Here is an 18,451-nt window from a genome sequence, read left to right as displayed (position 1 = left end):
TGGCGCACCTTTGGTATTACCTTATACTGGAGCTGGTAAGAACTGGACTTTACTGAAACGTGTGGTAAGATCTGGAGATGGCATCCAGCCATATAAGGTGCTGCTCGATGAAACTCCGGCCAACATCAGGTATATTAGGTTGCGCATCACGAAGGTTGCCAGCGGAAGCAATTCAGACAGCAATATCAGCGAGGTTACCTTCTGGCGCAAATAGTTGCTGCATTAAACCATGTAAACTTTTAACACACAATAAAACGTTAACAACAAAATCAATGACAACAAAAAAACTAAGCTATTTATTCATGACTGCCCTGGCCTTGTGCTCGGGCAGCCTGATGAATTCAGGTGCGGCTTTTGCCCAGACAGCAAAAACTACCCAGGCCCCTCTTCCACAGCTCCAGCAGGAGTTTGTAGACCTGGGCTTCGGCATGTTTATCCATTACAACATTCCTACCTATATGGATGACGATTGGGCGGATCCGGATGCGTTGCCCGCTATCTTTAACCCTAAGAAATTGAACACCGACCAATGGGCCAGGGCGGCGAAGTCGGCCAACATGACCTACGGTTGCCTAACCACCAAACATCACAGTGGCTTTGCCATCTGGGACACTAAAACTACGCCTTACAATGTAATGAACAGTCCCCTGAAAAAAGACGTGGTCAGGGAATATGTAAACTCCTTCCGCAAAGAAGGCTTAAAGGTGATGTTGTATTATTCTATCCTGGATACCCACCACAAGCTACGCGTAGGGCAGATCACACCAAGCCACATCCAGATGGTAAAAGACCAGCTGACGGAGCTGCTGACCAACTATGGTGAGATCTCCGCACTCATCATCGACGGATGGGATGCACCATGGTCCAGAATCTCTTATGATGATGTTCCTTTTGAGGAGGTTTATAACCTCATCAAATCCATACAGCCGAACTGCCTGGTGATGGACCTCAACGCTGCCAAATATCCTTCTGAAGCATTGTTCTATACGGATATCAAATCTTACGAACAAGGCGCAGGTCAGCACATCGGTAAGGAAACCAATAAGCTACCTGCACTCTCCTGTCTTCCAATCAACCAGAACTGGTTCTGGAAAACATCATTTCCTTCCACCCCTGTGAAATCTCCTGAGCAACTCGTAAATGAAAACATCTTGCCGATGAGCAAGGCTTATTGCAATTTCATTCTCAATGTGGCCCCGAATCGTGATGGGCTGATTGACGATAACGCCGTTGCCGCCCTGAAAGAAATAGGTAAACTATATAAGGGGCCTTCCGGCTCGCCAAAACTGCCGGCCAATGACGGGCCGATCATTTCTTCCAACCTGGCCAAGAAGGCTGCGGCCACCTCCAGTTGGAGCAATGACATGTCATTGATGGATTTTGCTTTTGATGATAGCTTCCGCACAGAATGGTTGTCGCATCCATCGGTGAAAAATCCATGGATCGCTGTGGACCTTGGTAATGAAACGGCCATCAACATGGTGGTCATTACCGAAAATAAAGCCAATGTATCCGACTATACCCTGGAGTATTTCGCCAACAACAAATGGCATTCTCTGCAGGAAGGCAAAAATGCATCGAGAATTAAGGTACACCGCTTTGACAGGATCTGGGCACAACAGGTGAGGATCAAATTCAATACCTTTAAAAACCCACCCGCAATTGCTGAAATCGGGGTTTTTAACGAAAGACGCTAACCATTGCCATCCCGCTGCCACTGGGCACGGTATTGCTCAGGAGAGATGTCCATCAGTTTTTTAAAGATCCGCGAAAAGTAAAAGGCATCTTCATAGCCAACGGCCTTCGCCACATCTTTAATCTTAACCACCGGGTTGTAGAGCAGCTGACATGCTTTTTGAACCTTCAACTGAATAAAATAGTCTATCGGCGACATGCCGGTAGACTTTTTAAAGATGCTTGAAAAATGGGAGGTCGACAGCTGGTAACGTTGCGCCAGGACTTCTACTGTAAGTTTCTCCGAAAACTTGCTCCTCATAAACACAATCGTCTCCGTGACTACATCCTGCATGCGCTCTACATCATTCTCCAGGTGGTTCTCAGGATAATAAAATAAAGCCTGGAAATAATAAAGGCATAAATTTGCATTCCGCAGGTTGTTGAGGCTGTAGCCCATCTCCAGGCTTTGATATATTTCCGTCCAGGTCTTAATGATCTTCTCATTAAAAGCTACGGGCTTCGGACCATCATATGCCGTAATGCCTATGGAGTTGTTGTATTTCTTCATATTGCCGCCGCTGAAGTGCACCCAGTAAATCGTCCATGGTTCTTCAATATCGGCTCCATAAATGATATGGAGGTCATTTGCGGGAATGTGTATAAACTGGCCCGGGCCAACTTCGTACTTTTTCTGCTCAATGATGTACCAGCCCCGGCCGCTGACGCAATAGATCAGGATGTTGTCGATACACCCAAGTACGCGCTCACGGTAATGATAGGAGGCTTTCGGGAAGTATCCGATCTGTGTGATGAAACACTGGCTGGTCATCGGATCGTTCAACTGTACCCTGTAAAAGGAATTGGGGAGGCTGATCAGCTTCTGACCCTCGAAACCATCTCTTCGCTTGTGTGTTTCTGTATTCATAAACAGCTCTTCTTTCCAATGCGCTTCATTGAGTTAAAATTAGCTAAAAATAACAGAATAATCCATCATTATCATGGAATAAGCTATTTTTAGCGGTCTCATATCCGTTAATTTCGTATGGATAGGGAACATCATTGTTCTCAAAAAAGTTCAGGTGACTGAATCATGATGGGCTGATCAATAAAAACAAAAGATATACTAATGAAAAATAAACTATTCCTTCTTTTTATAACTGCGATGATGCTGGCCTGTGCCGACAAAACCCCCACCGATCCTTCGGTGAAACGTTTTGCTTCAGTAACGGGACTGAAACCTGATAGGATGGCTTATTACAAGGAGCTGCATGCCCATGCCTGGCCGGCGGTGCTCGACAAAATAAAGGAATGCCACATCCGGAATTATTCCATCTACCTGAAAGAAATCAATGGACAGCCCTATTTGTTCAGCTACTTTGAATATACAGGGACCGACCTGGACGGTGATATGAAGAAAATGGCTGCAGATACTACTACCCAACGCTGGTGGAGGGAAACAGATCCTTGTCAGCAGCCGCTGCCTGATGCAGCTGCTAAAGGTAAGATCTGGAGCGACATGGAAGAGGTTTTTCATACCCCGTAAAAAATATTTCATAAACCCTTGGTAAAAGGGAGATGTTTCCTGCACTTGTTGGTATAAATCAATACACAACATCCTGAATGAAATATTTATCCTATACCATTGAAGATTTTCTGACCGATGACACCTTCATCAACTACTGTAAGGGCGCACCGGCCGGTGATGTTCAGTTCTGGAATGAGTTGAAGACACAACATCCTGAACTGGCTACCAATATGGGGCAGGCTGAGCAACTGTTTGTCCTGCTCTCTCTAGGTGTAGACCCCCAGATGAAAGTCCGGGAGCTACAGAAACTACAGGCTGTCATCGAGCAGCAGGAAGATAATAACCATCAATATCCTCGCGCTGTGGAAACAGTAGCAGCTCCTCGCCGTATGTTCAGCAAGCTGAGAGTTGCCTGGTTCTCTTCGGCAGCGGCAGTACTCCTTTGCATCGGTACCTATGCCATCCTCCAGCGCAACAATGGCTCAACATCACCTATTCCTTTAGCTAACATCAAGAACAATAATGGAATTTATAAAACGGGAGTAGATGAGCGCCGTACAGTGACCCTTGCTGATGGAACGTCCGTTGTCATGAATGCGCTCAGTACGTTAGAGGTTGATGAACACTACAATCAGCAAAACAGGGTACTTTGGTTGAACGGTGAAGCTTACTTTCAGGTCGCAAAAAACAAAGAAAAACCTTTTATCGTAGTGTCAGGAAAGACAACCACCACCGCCCTGGGGACTGCTTTCAAGGTTAATAATTACGGTAATAACGGTCAGGTATCCGTGATGCTCGGCACGGGCAAGGTCAGCATTGGCCGTGTAAGCGGATCTGAAGTTGCCGAGGCCCTGCAGCTGCTACCGGGAGAGATGGTGCAAGTGTCCGGAAATCAGGACCAGTATGCACGTTCTACCTTTGATGTTTCAGAAATCGACAACTGGACAAAACGTAAGATCAGCTTCGCCGTGGCATCCCTCGCCACGATCAAAGCTGTGCTGAAGCAGACTTATGGGGTGGAAATCAGTAGTATCAATCAGCCAAAAAAACCGATTGCCTTTACCGGCGACTTTGAAAATGAGAGCCTCACGGAAGTATTAACGGCCATTGGGTTTTCCAACCATTTTACCTATACCATAGACCAGGATCAGGTGGTGCTCCGCTTTGACCAATAGCATACCGCGGCATTCAGCGCCACCGGCCCCATATGCACTTATTCATAAACCTTTAAAACCTTATTAGTACTACAGAAAAGACAGAAAAACACCAACAGAACAAGCTAACCGAATACAAAACCAACCACCTAAACCAAACAAATATGAAAAGAAACTTACCTGCGTATTATTTCTTCTACGGATTGATATTCAGAGCCTCCTTGTGCCTGATGCTGATCCTGACCGCATCGGTATATGCACAATCCAAGGAGCGCGACAGAGTGTATTCTTTCAACTGGAAAAACACCACCATCCTGAATGCCTTCAAGGAGATCGAGAAAGAAGCAAAAGTGCATTTCTCTTATAACCCTTTAGACCTAAACGTGGGCATGCGGATTGACCTGAAGGTAGAAAAGCTGAAAATCCATGAGGTGCTGGATGCCATCTCCAAAAAGATCCACATCAAATACCAGATCAATGGTCAAACGATTATGATCCAGTCTTATACTCCGGAGGTTAAACCGGCAGGAAGACTGGCTTTTACGCTCTCGGGTAAGGTGACGGATGTCAACAATGCAGCCATCCCCGGGGTGACGGTAACCAACGCGACAACGAGTGTTACCGTGAGCACCAACAGCCAGGGTGTATTCTCCATTAAGGCGGAAAAGGGAGACCTCATTCGTTTCAGGATGCTGGGCTTTCAGCAGAGCTCCATTGTGGCCAATGAACAGCAGAGTACGGTATCCGTCGTGCTGAAAGAAGAAGTTCAGGAGCTGAAGGAAGCAGTGGTGACTGCCCTGGGTATTAAAAGGGAGCAAAAATCACTGGGTTATTCGGTGTCTGAGGTAGATGGTAAAGACCTTAAAAAAGCCCGTGAGATCAATGTGATCAATTCATTGGCCGGAAAGGTTCCGGGGTTGATCATCACGGGTACAGCAGGGGGACCTGCAGGATCTTCCAGGGTCATCATCCGCGGAAGTACCAGCGTAACGGGTAATAACCAACCATTATATGTGGTAGACGGCGTGCCTATTGATAACTCCAATTACGGTGGTACGGGCTCAGGTCAATATGCTTCGGGGATGGATTTTGGTGATGCCATCTCGGCCATCAACCCCGATGATGTAGAAAAGATCAGTGTGCTGAAAGGCGCTTCTGCCTCCGCATTGTATGGTGCCAGGGCTGCCAATGGGGTCATCCTCATCACTACAAAAAAAGGAACAGGCAATAAAGACCTCGGTATAGAGTTCAACAGCACTTCCTCCATTGAAAGCCAGCTGACCAGTTACGACGGTTACCAGTCTTTGTATGGGCAGGGTACCAAACAGCTGCTGAATACGCAGGCCATTCAGGATTACAACACGCTGAACCAAAGCTTTGGTGCGCGTATCGATCCGGACCTGACCGTCATCACGGGAACAGGTAAGCGGGTGCCTTATGCTTTTGTGCCGAACAACATTGATGGTTTTTTCAGAACAGGTAACACCTTCACGAATACCCTATCTTTTACCAACTCCACAGAAAATTCATCTTTCCGGTTTTCGGCATCCAACCTGAACAATAAGGACATCATTCCTGCAAGCGGCATGAACAGAAACTCCTTCACCTTCAATGGCAGCTCCAAGTTCGGGCCCCGCATAACTCTGGAGGCACGGGCATTTTATATGCACGAAAATGTAGACAACAGGCCATCACTGGCAGATGATCCCGCCAATATCGGGAATAGCTTCCTTTCGCTGGCCAATACTGTAGATCAGAAGCGTTTTGCCACAGAGTATAAAAATGCGGATGGTACATATCTCGATTGGAACAATGGCAACCAATATCGGCTGAATCCTTATTGGGTGATCAATGAAATGAAAAACGAGACGACAAAAAATCGTCTATTATCCTCCTTACAGGCCAACTATAAAATCCTGGATTGGCTGAACCTGCAGGGGCGTCTGTCGAACGACCGTACCCAGCTTGAATTCGATAAGTTTAGTCCACGCACCACGCCAGGAGCCCTGACCGGTACACTTGATCAAATCAGAAGGACTTACAATACGCTGGAGGCAGATGCACTCCTGACGGCCGAAAAGCAGGTTACCCCCTCGCTAAACCTATCCGCCAGGATAGGAAGTAGTATCACACGCATCAAATCAGACGGTTACCTGATGCAGTTTACCAACCAGACGGTACTCGATGCGATCACACCAACCAGTTATACCTCTCAGTCTGTCCAGGCAACACCTTATGCAAAAAGCTTTAACTCCGTTTATGGGATACTTGCAGCAGGGTATAAGGGATACTTATATGTTGATGCGACATTGCGTCAGGATGTTTTCTCTACGTTGCTGCCGGGTAACAACAGTAAGTTATACCCATCTTTAAGTGGTAGTTTTGTGTTTACGGATGCCTTTAAGATGGATCAGAAGATCCTTTCCTTTGGTAAGTTCAGGGCGTCCATTGCACAGGTGGCTTCTGATACCGACCCTTACCTGATCAACAGTTATTATGCAACTTCGCCTTTACCCTTCAAGGGGCTTTCCTTTGGCGGGTTATCTACCCTGACTCAACCAAGCACAGACCTGAAGCCGACGACCACCCGCTCTTATGAGTTTGGTACAGAGCTGAAGTTCTTTAAGGAACGCATCGGTCTGGATGTGACCTATTACAACTCGAAATCCAAGGATCAGCTGAACATTGTGCCAACAGCAATTTCCTCCGGATATAAAAACCAGATCCTCAATGCTGGTGTGATTACCAATGAAGGGATTGAGGTGGCCATCCTGACCAAACCGGTAGTCTCTAAGGATTTCAGCTGGGACCTCAACATCAGCTTCGCCAGAAACGTCAATAAGGTAGAATCGCTGGCGGAGGGAACACCGTTCCTCACGCTTTCTGATGCCCGCTGGATGGGTGTGTCTGTAGTGGCCCAGCCGGGACAAACGTATGGATCGATTCTCGCTTTCGACTACCAGCGTGATCCTCAAGGGAATATTATCCTGAGCCCTATAGACCTACAGCCGGTCCTGAGTCCCACCAGACAGATTGTCGGGAAGGGGATCTTCGACTGGACCGGAGGTCTGAGCAGTACCTTCAGGTACAAAAACTTCAGCCTGGGTACCATCTTTGATGTGAAGTATGGAGCCGACCTGCTGTCGCTCACCAATTATTTTGCTGCAGGAACGGGAAGTCTGAAGACGACACTTGAAGGACGTGCTGAATGGATCCAGTCGGAGGAAGAACGTCTTGCCGCAGGGCAGACCATCCAGCAATGGACCGCTGCCGGCAGAGTTCGCGGATTGGTGCCAAAAGGTGTGGTCCAGACCGGGACAAATCCTGACGGGAGTCCTGTGTATACGCAGAATACAACAGCGGTTGACCCTTCGGTATATTGGGGTGCTATCCTTGATGTGTCCAATTCTGTCGCACAACCGTACATCTATGATGCTTCTTACGTGAAAATGAGAGAAATCACCCTGAGTTACCGCATTCCGACATCGCTGACCAGCAAATGGGGTGTGAAAGATGTTCAGGTGGCTGTTGTTAGTCGTAATCCATTCATCATCTGGAAAAATGTACCCAATGTTGACCCGGACTCCAACTATAACAATGGAAATGGTCAGGGTGTAGAATATGGCTCTCTGCCTGGCAGACGTAGTTTTGGTTTCAACTTAAACTTCAGATTCTAATGGAACCGATAATCACAACCTTCAGAACTTTTAAAAAAAATAATGTGATGAGAAAGATCGTAAAGTCCACTCTTTTATTTCTTCTCGTAGCGGCCGTTGGCAGCTCCTGTAAGAAGTTCGGAGATACCAATATTGACCCTTCAAGGTCATCCAATCTCGATCCGTCTGTACAGCTGACGCTCGTGCAGCTCCGCTTTTCCGGAGACCTAAATGTGAATGAACGTACCTCTTTTATGATGACCATGCCTTTGGTACAGCATATTGGTGGCTCCTACAGCAACCGCTGGGGAGGGATCTACTTCAATAATCCTAATGTGATGGGGGTGCTGTGGGAAGACTCTTACGCAAACGACCTGGTCAACATCATTGATGCTGTAAAAAGAACCACAGATGTGCCTGAAAAAGCGAACATCAATGCGGTATGCCGCATCATGAAGGTCTATACCTTTGCAAGGATGACCGACCTGTATGGCGACATCCCTTACAGCCAGGCAGGCATGGGCGTGAAACCCGCCTTTGATACACAGGAAGCCATTTACAACAGCTTTTTCACAGAGCTGAGTGCCGCAAGGGCACAGCTCGATGCTGCTAAGGATGCCGTGAATGGTGACGTTTTCTATAACGGTGTTATTGACGACTGGAAGCGCTTTGCAAGTTCTCTGCACCTGCGACTGGCTATGCGACTGGTAAAAAGAGATCCCGCAAAGGCACAGGCAGAAGCGCAGATTGCCTATAATGAAGGTGTTTTCACGGCCAATAACCAACTCTGCAAACTGGAGCATGAGGACATCCAAAATCCGTATGATGATGGAAAGGGCAATATCCGTGGTAATGCCGTTTCTGCCTCGTTTTTCAACGGTGGTGCGGTGCCGGGGCGTTTTACTACTCCTTTTCTGAACCAGCTGCGGACTACCAATGATCCAAGGCTCCAATACATGGTGAAATACTATGCTGATGGCACGGGTGCCGGCAATCCACAGAACAGACTTGATCTGACGGTTCCCCTCGTGGCCATGCAAGGGTATACCGGCCTGAATGTGGGCAGCTACATCTGGGACGAATGGTCAAATCCTGTAGATCTGACACTTCCGAGCGGGGCTACATATACCACCACCAGCAACGACCTCAAAGCACAGCCAGCCAATTTTCTGCTCCGCTTTAATGCGCCTTTTCTCCACCTCACCTACTCCGAAGTGGAGCTGCTGCTTGCTGAAGCAACCGTTCGCTTTGGTGCCACCTTTGGGGGGACGGCGGCTTCACATTACGAGAAAGGAGTGACTGCAGCTTTACAGCAGCTCAGTCTTTTTCCCGGTGGGCCAACAGTACCACTATCGGAAATCAATACTTTCATTGCCGGCAACGGACTATTGCCTGGAAGAGAGCTGGAGGTCATCAATAAACAACTATGGATCACATTGTTCCTGAATGGTCCTGAGGCTTACGCCAACTGGAGGAGGTCGGGATGGCCGGCATTGTTGCCGGCGGTAGGATTCTCCGAAACAGGAGAAAGCCTGACCATTCCAAGAAGGTTTGAATATCCATTTACTGAGGAAGAGCAGAACAAAGTCAACTTCGATAAGGTGCTGCCTGCTCTTGGTGGGGTCGACAGCTGGAACAAACGTGTATGGTGGGACAAAGAATAAAAAGGCAAAGACATGAAAAAGATAAAAATATTAAGCCGTGTGCTGTGCCTGGTACTGCTGTTGTCCGGATGTGGCAAAAGTAATGTGAAGGCCTCAGCACCTGAAGAAGGGCAAACGCCTAAAAGGGCGGTCAACGTAGTGGGTTATATGTTTGCTTCCGGCGATCTGCTGGCGCAGTCTGCAGGCGTAGATTTCAGCAAGATCAGCCACCTCAATATTGCCTTCCTCAATCCGGACGCGTCAGGAACTTTTGGCGCGGTGACAGGATTGGCAGAGCTGACAAAAAAGGCACACGATAACCATGTTAAAATCCTTGCTGCTTTTGCTGGAGGGGATCCGCCGGCGTACCTCAAGGAAATGATGAAAGCTGATAAGAGAAAGTCACTCGTAGATGGACTGCTCAACCTGACCAGAAGTTATAACCTGGATGGCATTGATGTAGACCTCGAAGGGGACTTTGTGAATGAAGATTATGAGGCTTTCGTCGTGGAGCTATCCGCGGCGCTGAAGAAAGAAAATAAGCTCATGACGGCTGCTGTGGCCACATGGAACTCCGCGGCGTACTCCGACAAAGCACTGGCGCTTTTTGACCTGATCAATATTATGGCCTATGACCATACCGGACCATGGAGGAAAGACCAGCCAGGGCCGCATTCGGCTTATGAAGATGCCGTCCTTGATTTTGACCACTGGCAGGTCACACGCAAACTTCCTGCGGAAAAATTGATCCTTGGACTTCCTTTTTATGGTTATGGCTTCGGACCGGACATTGCCCAGGACATGAGCTATGGTGCTTTGGTGCAGACCTATCCCGGGGCGGAAAAAGAAGACCTCTGGGTGCTGCCAGGCAAGGGAACTTTCTACTATAACGGCATTCCAACCATCAGGAAGAAAGTCGCCTTTGCCATGAAACGAAAGGCAGGTGGGGTGATGATCTGGCAGCTGTTGGGGGATGCGGCAGGGGAATACTCTCTGCTCAACACCATCCACAAAGAAATTTTATAAGACTTACTCTTAAACGAATTCAAATGAAATACCTAAAATATACCTTTTGCTCCCTCTTGCTCCTGGTGGTCATGGCCTCCTGCAAGAAAGAACCGAAAGCTGATGTGGACGACAACTTCCATCCGCGGATCATAGACAATGGTGGCGTGTTTACCACTCCCAATAGAATGATCTTTCAGGGACAGTCGGCAATCTACAACGGCCTTACCTTCTCGCCAAAGCCGATTGAGAAAAGTAAGATCAGCTGGAAGGTGAATGATGAAGTGGTCTCTACGGATACAGCCTTTACGTTTACGCCTACAGCTGGCGGAGAATACGTCATCAAGGTCGAAGCGACTTACAATGGACAAACTTCTACCAGGATCTCTACAGTACTCGTCAGCCCTGATACTTATACACCGAAGGCTTTTACCAATGTTGCACTTGCGTACCTTACAGAAAATGCTACAGTGGCAAGTGTCGATTTCTCGAAGGTCACACACATCGCCTATACGGGTGCCCGTGTGACGCCTTCCGGAGCAGTTGATTTCTCGAGAGGTAACCTCAACCAGAACCTGGATGTAATGGTTGCGCGGGCACACAACAACGGCGTTCCGGTGTTGCTCGGTGTTACCGGTACCCTTTCCGGCGTCGATGGCTGGTCAACTTATGGTAGCGCCGATTTTGGCAGCGTCCTGATCAACCCTACACTGCGGGCGGCATTATCAGCCTCCATTATTGAATACGTTACCGCACACAGGCTCGACGGTGTCGACGTACTGATGACAGATATCGGGAATGACAGCGAAGCGGTCTCCGCAAGTCATATGCAGGCGATTACGCCTTTTCTGGCACTCCTGAAAGCGGCGTTACCAGGAAAGACATTTACGGTAACCGTGACCACCAATTACTTGCATTGGAATTATGGAGACCTCTCCGCTGCCGACTGGGTGAATGTGCATGCTTTTGAAGATGGTGTTCATGTGGGGCCGGATGCACCGCGTGGACAGCCTTCAAGCCTGGCCTTCATGACTGCCGGAGCAAACATCTGGGCGGCTAAGTTGCCAAAGAGTAAGCTGGTTGTAGGAATTCCTGCATTCGGTCTGCGTTATAATGCCATCAATGAGGCTGGTAATAATGCGAGCTGGGGTTCTTATGATTATGTAACTTATAAAGATATTCTTGGCATTGATGCGACTGCTTTTGGTAAAGAGATGATCAATAGTGCAGAGGGAATCTATTTCAACGGCATCCCATTGGTAGATCAGAAGACGGAGTACCTCAAGGCCAATGGTTTTAAGGGGGCATATCTCTATGCCGGAGACTACGATGTGATTGGTACGAACTCGTTAATGGCGGCAGTTTACAGCACGCTAAACTAAAGATTGATGACCGCCAATAAAAATGTTCAGCAGCGCCTGGTGTCCATCGACGCCCTGCGCGCGCTGGTGATGCTGCTGATGATTTTTGTAAACGACCTCTGGTCGCTTATTGACATCCCCGGATGGTTGGAACATGCTCCGGGCGATGCCAACTATATGGGGCTTGCAGATGTCGTTTTTCCCGCTTTTCTTGTCATTGTAGGTTTGTCGGTACCTTATGCCATTGATAGCCGGCGCAGGAAGGGAGATGGCAATCGTGCCATCTTCCTCCATATCGTTTACCGGACGATTGCCTTGTTGGTCATGGGTTTTTTTCATGTCAACATGGAAACTTATGGAGATGGAGCGGTGCTCAGCAAAGGATTGTGGCAGATCCTGGTGACGATTAGTTTCTTTCTGATCTGGCTGGATTACTCCAGCTATAAACCAGCCGTCAGCCGTAGTCTCAAAATGATTGGGGTCCTGCTGCTGCTGACCCTGGCAACGCTATATAAAAGCGCCGATGCTTCAGGCATCCTCGCGATGAGGGTACAATGGTGGGGGATCCTCGGTCTGATTGGATGGGGCTATTTTGTGTCCAGTTGTATCTTTCTTTTCTCCAAAGGAAACCTCCTCGTGCAACTTCTGGCGCTTGTGTTTTTCCTTTCCTTCAGCTCAGCAAATCACCTGGGTTGGCTGGAGGGGCTGTATGAGCTCCGCGAGTATGTCTGGTTTTCAGAAAATGGTGCCATGGCGGCGCTGCCGATTGCAGGCATTGTGATCGCTTTGGTATACAAAAAATATGGATCTTCAAGTCCTGCCTTCTGGCTGAGTACTGTTGCCTTTGCTGCGGTTCTGCTCCTGTTTGGCTGGCTGACGAATCCATTCTGGGGCATCTCGAAAATCAGGGCTACACCTTCCTGGACAAGTATCTGTGCAGGCGTTACAGTACTTGCTTTTATGCTGATGGTATACCTGACCGAAACGCTTGGAAAACGCAAATGGTATGACCTGATCAAACCCGCAGGAACAAGCACACTGACATGTTACCTGCTGCCTTACCTGCATTATGCGCTGATCGGCTTATTCAGCTTGCCGCAGTTGCCGGTTTTTTGGCGCACTGGTGCTGTAGGGCTCGGCAAATCATTATTATATGCACTGTTGATCATTACCCTCACCGGTCTGCTGGGGAAATTAAGGGTGCGACTGAAAATATGAGGGCTTAATTTGCTGAGATAGCACAAGATGACTGGAATAACGAGAGGCGTGAGGGCGACTTTCATTATCTGTACCGTTCTGCGCAGCCTTAGCAGTATACCGCCTTCCTGACAAGCAAAGTGGGGATCTTCTGATGCGTAAGCCTGCTTTATACGATAAAAATAAAAAAGGACAGCAAGACATCGCGCAATACATTCACTGCATTGTGCAAGGTATTGTACACTGTTCTCTCCGTAAGCAACGTTTTTTCAGCGATTTCTTTGAATGACAGGCACTCAAAATAACGCATCTTCACAATCTCCTTCTGCCTGGGGCTCAGGCTTTCCATTGCGTGCTGCAGCCGCTTTTTAAGCTGCTCGTCCTCCTGACTGGCAATTAAAATCGATTCATAGGAACCTACGATGATGTGCTGATCGCCGGCTGCTTCTAATGGCAGATGATGTTCGCCTTTGTGTATGATCCCCTTCTGATGCGTCTTGTAAATGATGCGTTTATAGATCGTAAACACGTACTGCTGGATATTATTCACGTCCGACAGCTTATGGCGGATGCTCCACAACTCAATGAACAGGTTTTGTATACTATCCCTGATCAGCTCCGGATCCCTGTAGAGGGAAAGGCCAAAACGGTACAGGTCATCATAAAAAATGGAGAAACATGCGTATAGTCCCTGCTTCTCGCCTTCGGCAAGCAGTTTCCAGTTTTTAACAATACCTTGCTGACGATCGTCCATAGATTGAGCTGCTTTCCTCCTGTCACCGATCCTGAGGTAGCTTAACGAAAATAAGAAAAAAAATAGGATATATTTGCCTTATGTCATCACATCATATCGTTCGCGAAAAACAGGAACCAGCACTGTATATCCATTATCTGGGTAACTTTAACGAAGAATATCTTGGGCAGTTGCTGGAATGGAGCCCGACATTAATTGTAAATGCACAGGAGTATGAAAAAGCCATCAGCCTTGGCCTGAAGGTCGACCTGGTAATCAACCCCCCGGCAGGGATGCTCCTTCAGGAAAATACCAGGCCCGTACACGGGGTGAGTGATGATCTCGCTGCGGTGATGGACTATCTCATTATGGAAAAATATCCTGCGGTGAATGTCATCGACAAGAAGAATAACCTCCTGGACCTTACACCCTACCTATCCGAAATCGACATCGTGGTGTTCACTGCTATTGAAAAAGCGTATGCCGTGAAACCTGGCTTCAGCGTTTGGAAACCTGCAGGCAGCATTTTCAAGATCCAGGTGCTTTCTTACTTTGAGACCAGCAACCTGCGTGCAAATGAAGATGAAGACTTTGTAGTCATCAATGATGGATTTGTACAGTTTAATTTTACCACCCCACACCTCATCATCAGTGAATTATTATGATACTTTTAAGAAAAGCAAAAGAAAGTGATATCGACGCCATCCAGGAAATTGCACGCATCACCTGGGCACCTACTTATGTGCCGATTATCGGTCAGGAGCAGGTAGATTATATGCTGGAACAGATGTATAACAAAGGGGTTTTACTGGAGCAATTGCTTGGTGGTTATGTCTTCCTGATTGCGGAGCTGGGCAGCAAAAGTGTTGGTTTTGCAGCCTATTCTGTCGAGGATACTGAACGAAAAATCTATAAACTGCACAAGCTTTATGTGCTTCCCGAGGTGCACGGCAAGGGGGTTGGCAAGCTCCTCATTAACGAGGTACTTGATAAAGTCAAGACGGCAGGAGGCAGCAGCCTTGAGCTGAATGTAAACCGACATAACAAGGCGAAGGACTTTTACCTTAGCGCGGGCTTTAAAATAAAAGAAACCGTCGACCTTGATATCGGCAACGGTTTCTTTATGAATGATTATGTGATGGAAAAGCCCCTTAGTGGCCCCGAATCGGGTCTTTAGGTTTTTTTACATCCGGATATTTATACGTTTTCATTTCTTCCTGAAGCAGGCTGATGGTGCGTTCCAGCTGTGGGTCTCTGCCTTCCAGCAGGTCTTTAGGTGTCTGTTCTACGAAGATATCGGGAGCTACGCCCTCGTTTTCAATGATCCAGTTTCCCTTCGTGTCATAGATGCCGAAGTTTGGTGAGGTGATGCTGCCGCCATCCAGCAGACTTGGATAACCGCTGATGCCAACCAGGATGCCCATCGTAGTTCTGCCAACGAGTTTGCCTAGTCCCTTATTCTTGAACATGTAAGGCATCATATCTCCCCCGGAGCCTGCGTTTTCATTGATCACCATCGCCTTCGGACCGAAGATGCCATTACCAGGAGTGGTAAAGCTCTTGCCATCACGAATTGCCCAGTAGCTCACCAGATCGCGGCTCAACAAGTCGATCACGTAATCTGCAACCCAACCGCCGCCATTGTTACGCTCGTCCATCAGCAGTGCTTTTTTATCCATCTGTGAGAAATAATACCTGTTGAAATAAGTATAACCATCCGGCCCTGTATTTGGCATGTACACATAAGCAATCTGGCCGTTACTCAGCTGGTCTACACGTTTGCGGTTTCGCTCCACCCAGTCCATTTTCCGGAGTTCCATCTCTGAAGAAAAGGAGATGGGTACCACTACGACTTCTCTGGCACCCGTAAGAGATGGTTTACTATTCACCTTAATGGCTACCTGCTTGCCTGCTTTGAAATTGAAAAGGCTGTAAATGGAGGTCTCTGAAGTAAGTGGCACCCCTTCAATGGCGACGATGTAATCACCTTCATTGATGTTGAGGCCGGGCTCCATTAATGGTGCTTTAAAGGAAGGGTTCCAGTCCAGGCGACTGTACATCTTTTTAATCTTATAAAAGCCGTTTTCTACGGTATAATCGGCCCCGAGCATACCTACGCCAATGGCAGGAGCCATAGGCTCATCACCAGGGTAGATGTAGTTGTGCCCCACTACCATCTCGCCCATCATCTCATTGAACACGTAAGCGAGGTCTGAGCGGTGGTTCACATAAGGCAGAAACTTCTCATATTTTATCTTCATGGCAGGCCAGTCGGCACCGTGCATGTTCTCGGCATAGAAATAATCTTTTTCCATCTTCCATACCTCGTTGAACATCTGCTGCCATTCTGCTGCCGGGTCTACATAAACTTTAATGCCATCCAGCTTCAGCTTGCCGCTTTCTGGTGATGCGGGCTTTTTAGCGGCGTCAACGATGTAATAGCTGCCTCTGAGTCCATACAGCATGCTCTTGCCATCCGCACTGATGCTGAGTGAACTTACACCGGACAACAGTGTGCTGGTCTCCATCTTCTTCAGGTCTAGTGCGCCCAGTTCATCACCACGGAGGTAGAGGAGCTGGTCGTCCACATTCCCACTAAGGCCATAAATAGAACCGGCGGGGATCGGCAGGGAGATGATGCGGTTGCCAAGGTCAGCCAGGTCTACCTCAATCGATTTGGTCGTCGGTGCGGTAGGGTTATCTTTTGCTTTCTTTGCTTTTTCTTTTTTAGTATCTTCTTTCTTCTTCTCTGCAGCTTTCTCTTCCGGAGTTACGCTTTCCTCATCACTTTCTGTTTTATACAGAGATGGTGTTTTCTTTGAAAGGATCAGAGCATAGGCATTGTAGTTGACGTTGCGCTGGTATGCCGACATGTGCAGGCCGCTGTTGGTGAGGCCAACATCGGTGCTGGCGAGGAAGAACAGGTACTTACCGTCCCTGCTGAAGGTAGGTGCATTAACGTCACTCATGCCGTCGGTAATCTGGGTATGCGTCTGGCTGTCCAGGTTGTAAAGGAATGCCGCATTCACCCCACTTGGCAGCGTGGCCACATAAGAAATCCATTTTGAATCCGGCGACCAGGAAGGATTGAAGGGATTGTAGGTCCTTCCCGGGTTGGGACTTTCTGTGTCAGCTTTGACCAGAACCGGTTTACGTGCATTGATGTCGATGTAGAACAGATTGAGGTGGGCATCGGCGTAAAACAGCTTTTTGCTGTCCGGCGACCATACCGGCTGGAAGTAGAAAGGCGTACTGCCCAGGCTAATGTATTCAGGAGCCGCTTTTGTGGCCTGGTTGGCCAGCACAAGTTGGTAGCTGCCATTTTTGTCAGACAGGTAAGAGATGTATTTTCCGTCTGGCGACCATGCAGGAAATTTTTCGTAGCTGCCCGGTGAATTGGAGATGTTGCGTGCGTCTCCTTTTTCTTTTGGTACAGAAAAGATCTCTCCGCGGCTCTCAAACAGGGCGCGTACACCCTTGGGTGAGATCTCTGAATTGCGGATATCGGCACTCATGTCTACATAATGTGGACGTTTGTACGGTACGTCTGCCTGGATGCTGATGCTGAGGTCTTTTACCTGGTGCGATGTTGCATCCATCAGGTGGATGCGACCGGCCTGCTCAAAGGCAACGGTACCATTAGCCGCGTTCAGCGACTTCACATCGTAATCTTTGTAGCTGGTCAGCTGTGTCGTCTTTTTGCTGCCTACCTCATAACCGTAGATGTTCATCGTCAGGTCACGGTCAGACAGGAAGTAGATCGTATTGCCCAGCCATTGCGGTTTTACGTTATTGGAGCCAGGGCCGGGAATGATCTCTATATTTTTTGTTTGGGTGTCGAAGATCCAGATTTGGGGCATGCCGCCACCACGGTAACGTTTAAAGGCAACGTTGGCGCGTTCTGAAGGATCTCCATTTTTAATGTATGCCCAGTAGCGGCCATCTGCGGAAGGGCTTCCCTGGGCGGCCTCTGGCATCGGCAGTGCTTCCTCAGCAGTGCCATCGAGCTTGATGCGGTGCATCCTCGGGCTCAGCGCAAAGTTATAATCTCTCACAGAGGTAAAGTACAGCTGATCGTTGCCGATCCAGCCACGGAGTACGTCGGCACTGGGGTGATAAGTAATGCGTTTTGGCGACCCGCCGCTCACTGGAATCACATAGATGTCTGTATTGCCATCATAATTCCCCGTAAAGGCAATCTGTGTGCCATCGGGAGAGAATATAGGGTTCTGCTCTACAGCAGGGTTAACGGTAAGGCGACGAGGGTTGCTGCCATCACGGCCAGCAATCCAGATGTCACCACCATACACAAAGGTTAGGTTTTGTGCGCTTACCGAAGGATTCCGGAGCAGGAGCGTTTCGCCCTGCTGTGCCTTTGCGGAGAAGCTCATACCCATGGAGAGGGCAATTGCTGCAGCAAGCAAGGGACGTTTAGATGATTTTAATGTCATTGGTTTGGATTTGAGGTAGGTTAATTAATCAGTTTTTAATGAATGGGTT

At 48.1% G+C, this 18,451-nt stretch carries 13 protein-coding genes and 1 pseudogene; 11 read left to right on the top strand and 3 right to left on the bottom strand.

What is annotated here, in order from left to right; all coding sequences use genetic code 11:
* A pseudogene (locus tag PBAL39_RS08125) lies at window positions 1–214 on the top strand (hypothetical protein); the annotation flags it as partial.
* A gap of 58 nt (window positions 215–272) precedes the next feature.
* Window positions 273–1,697, top strand: coding sequence for an alpha-L-fucosidase (locus PBAL39_RS08120; RefSeq protein ID WP_008240227.1), 1,425 nt, complete (start codon window positions 273–275; stop codon window positions 1,695–1,697).
* On the opposite strand, the gene PBAL39_RS08115 is transcribed toward PBAL39_RS08120, so the two are convergent.
* A complete protein-coding gene (locus PBAL39_RS08115) occupies window positions 1,694–2,602 on the bottom strand; it encodes an AraC family transcriptional regulator (RefSeq protein ID WP_008240224.1) in 909 nt (302 codons plus the stop codon). The genes PBAL39_RS08120 and PBAL39_RS08115 overlap by 4 nt on opposite strands.
* Before the next feature lie 201 nt (window positions 2,603–2,803).
* Between PBAL39_RS08115 and PBAL39_RS08110 the strand changes: the two genes are divergently transcribed.
* From PBAL39_RS08110 to PBAL39_RS08080, 7 genes are all read left to right on the top strand, one after another.
* Complete coding sequence (locus PBAL39_RS08110; RefSeq protein WP_008240222.1) at window positions 2,804–3,220, top strand: L-rhamnose mutarotase; 417 nt, start codon at window positions 2,804–2,806, stop codon at window positions 3,218–3,220.
* 77 nt (window positions 3,221–3,297) lie between these two features.
* A complete protein-coding gene (locus PBAL39_RS08105) occupies window positions 3,298–4,377 on the top strand; it encodes a FecR family protein (protein ID WP_008240220.1) in 1,080 nt (359 codons plus the stop codon).
* A gap of 143 nt (window positions 4,378–4,520) precedes the next feature.
* Complete coding sequence (locus PBAL39_RS08100) at window positions 4,521–8,033, top strand: SusC/RagA family TonB-linked outer membrane protein (protein ID WP_008240218.1); 3,513 nt, start codon at window positions 4,521–4,523, stop codon at window positions 8,031–8,033.
* A gap of 47 nt (window positions 8,034–8,080) precedes the next feature.
* Complete coding sequence (locus PBAL39_RS08095; RefSeq protein ID WP_198139791.1) at window positions 8,081–9,676, top strand: SusD/RagB family nutrient-binding outer membrane lipoprotein; 1,596 nt, start codon at window positions 8,081–8,083, stop codon at window positions 9,674–9,676.
* Window positions 9,677–9,688: 12 nt separating this feature from the next.
* Window positions 9,689–10,681 carry a glycosyl hydrolase family 18 protein gene (locus tag PBAL39_RS08090; protein ID WP_008240209.1) on the top strand — a complete coding sequence of 331 codons (993 nt, stop codon included), beginning with the start codon at window positions 9,689–9,691 and terminating at the stop codon, window positions 10,679–10,681.
* 23 nt (window positions 10,682–10,704) lie between these two features.
* Window positions 10,705–12,042: a glycosyl hydrolase family 18 protein gene (locus PBAL39_RS08085; protein WP_008240206.1), complete on the top strand. Its 1,338-nt coding sequence runs from the start codon at window positions 10,705–10,707 to the stop codon at window positions 12,040–12,042.
* Between the two features lie 6 nt (window positions 12,043–12,048).
* Window positions 12,049–13,239, top strand: coding sequence for a DUF5009 domain-containing protein (locus PBAL39_RS08080; RefSeq protein WP_008240204.1), 1,191 nt, complete (start codon window positions 12,049–12,051; stop codon window positions 13,237–13,239).
* 148 nt (window positions 13,240–13,387) lie between these two features.
* On the opposite strand, the gene PBAL39_RS08075 is transcribed toward PBAL39_RS08080, so the two are convergent.
* Window positions 13,388–13,972: an RNA polymerase sigma factor gene (locus tag PBAL39_RS08075; RefSeq protein ID WP_008240202.1), complete on the bottom strand. Its 585-nt coding sequence runs from the start codon at window positions 13,970–13,972 to the stop codon at window positions 13,388–13,390.
* Between the two features lie 80 nt (window positions 13,973–14,052).
* Here PBAL39_RS08075 and PBAL39_RS08070 point away from each other — a divergent pair, with 80 nt between their 5' ends.
* Together PBAL39_RS08070 and PBAL39_RS08065 are read left to right on the top strand one after the other, a co-directional pair.
* The gene (locus tag PBAL39_RS08070) at window positions 14,053–14,616 is read left to right on the top strand and encodes a hypothetical protein (RefSeq protein WP_008240201.1); all 564 of its coding nucleotides are present in this window, start codon (window positions 14,053–14,055) and stop codon (window positions 14,614–14,616) included.
* On the top strand, window positions 14,613–15,128 hold the full coding sequence (locus PBAL39_RS08065) for a GNAT family N-acetyltransferase (RefSeq protein WP_008240198.1): 516 nt from the start codon (window positions 14,613–14,615) through the stop codon (window positions 15,126–15,128). Before PBAL39_RS08070 ends, PBAL39_RS08065 begins: the two co-directional genes overlap by 4 nt.
* Here the strand turns inward: PBAL39_RS08065 and PBAL39_RS08060 are convergent.
* On the bottom strand, window positions 15,103–18,402 hold the full coding sequence (locus PBAL39_RS08060) for a S41 family peptidase (RefSeq protein WP_008240197.1): 3,300 nt from the start codon (window positions 18,400–18,402) through the stop codon (window positions 15,103–15,105). The genes PBAL39_RS08065 and PBAL39_RS08060 overlap by 26 nt on opposite strands.
* Window positions 18,403–18,451 lie beyond the last annotated feature (49 nt).

Source organism: Pedobacter sp. BAL39 (assembly GCF_000170795.1).
Classification (GTDB): Bacteria; Bacteroidota; Bacteroidia; order Sphingobacteriales; family Sphingobacteriaceae; genus Pedobacter.
This window is presented reverse-complemented; position numbering and strand designations above follow the sequence as displayed.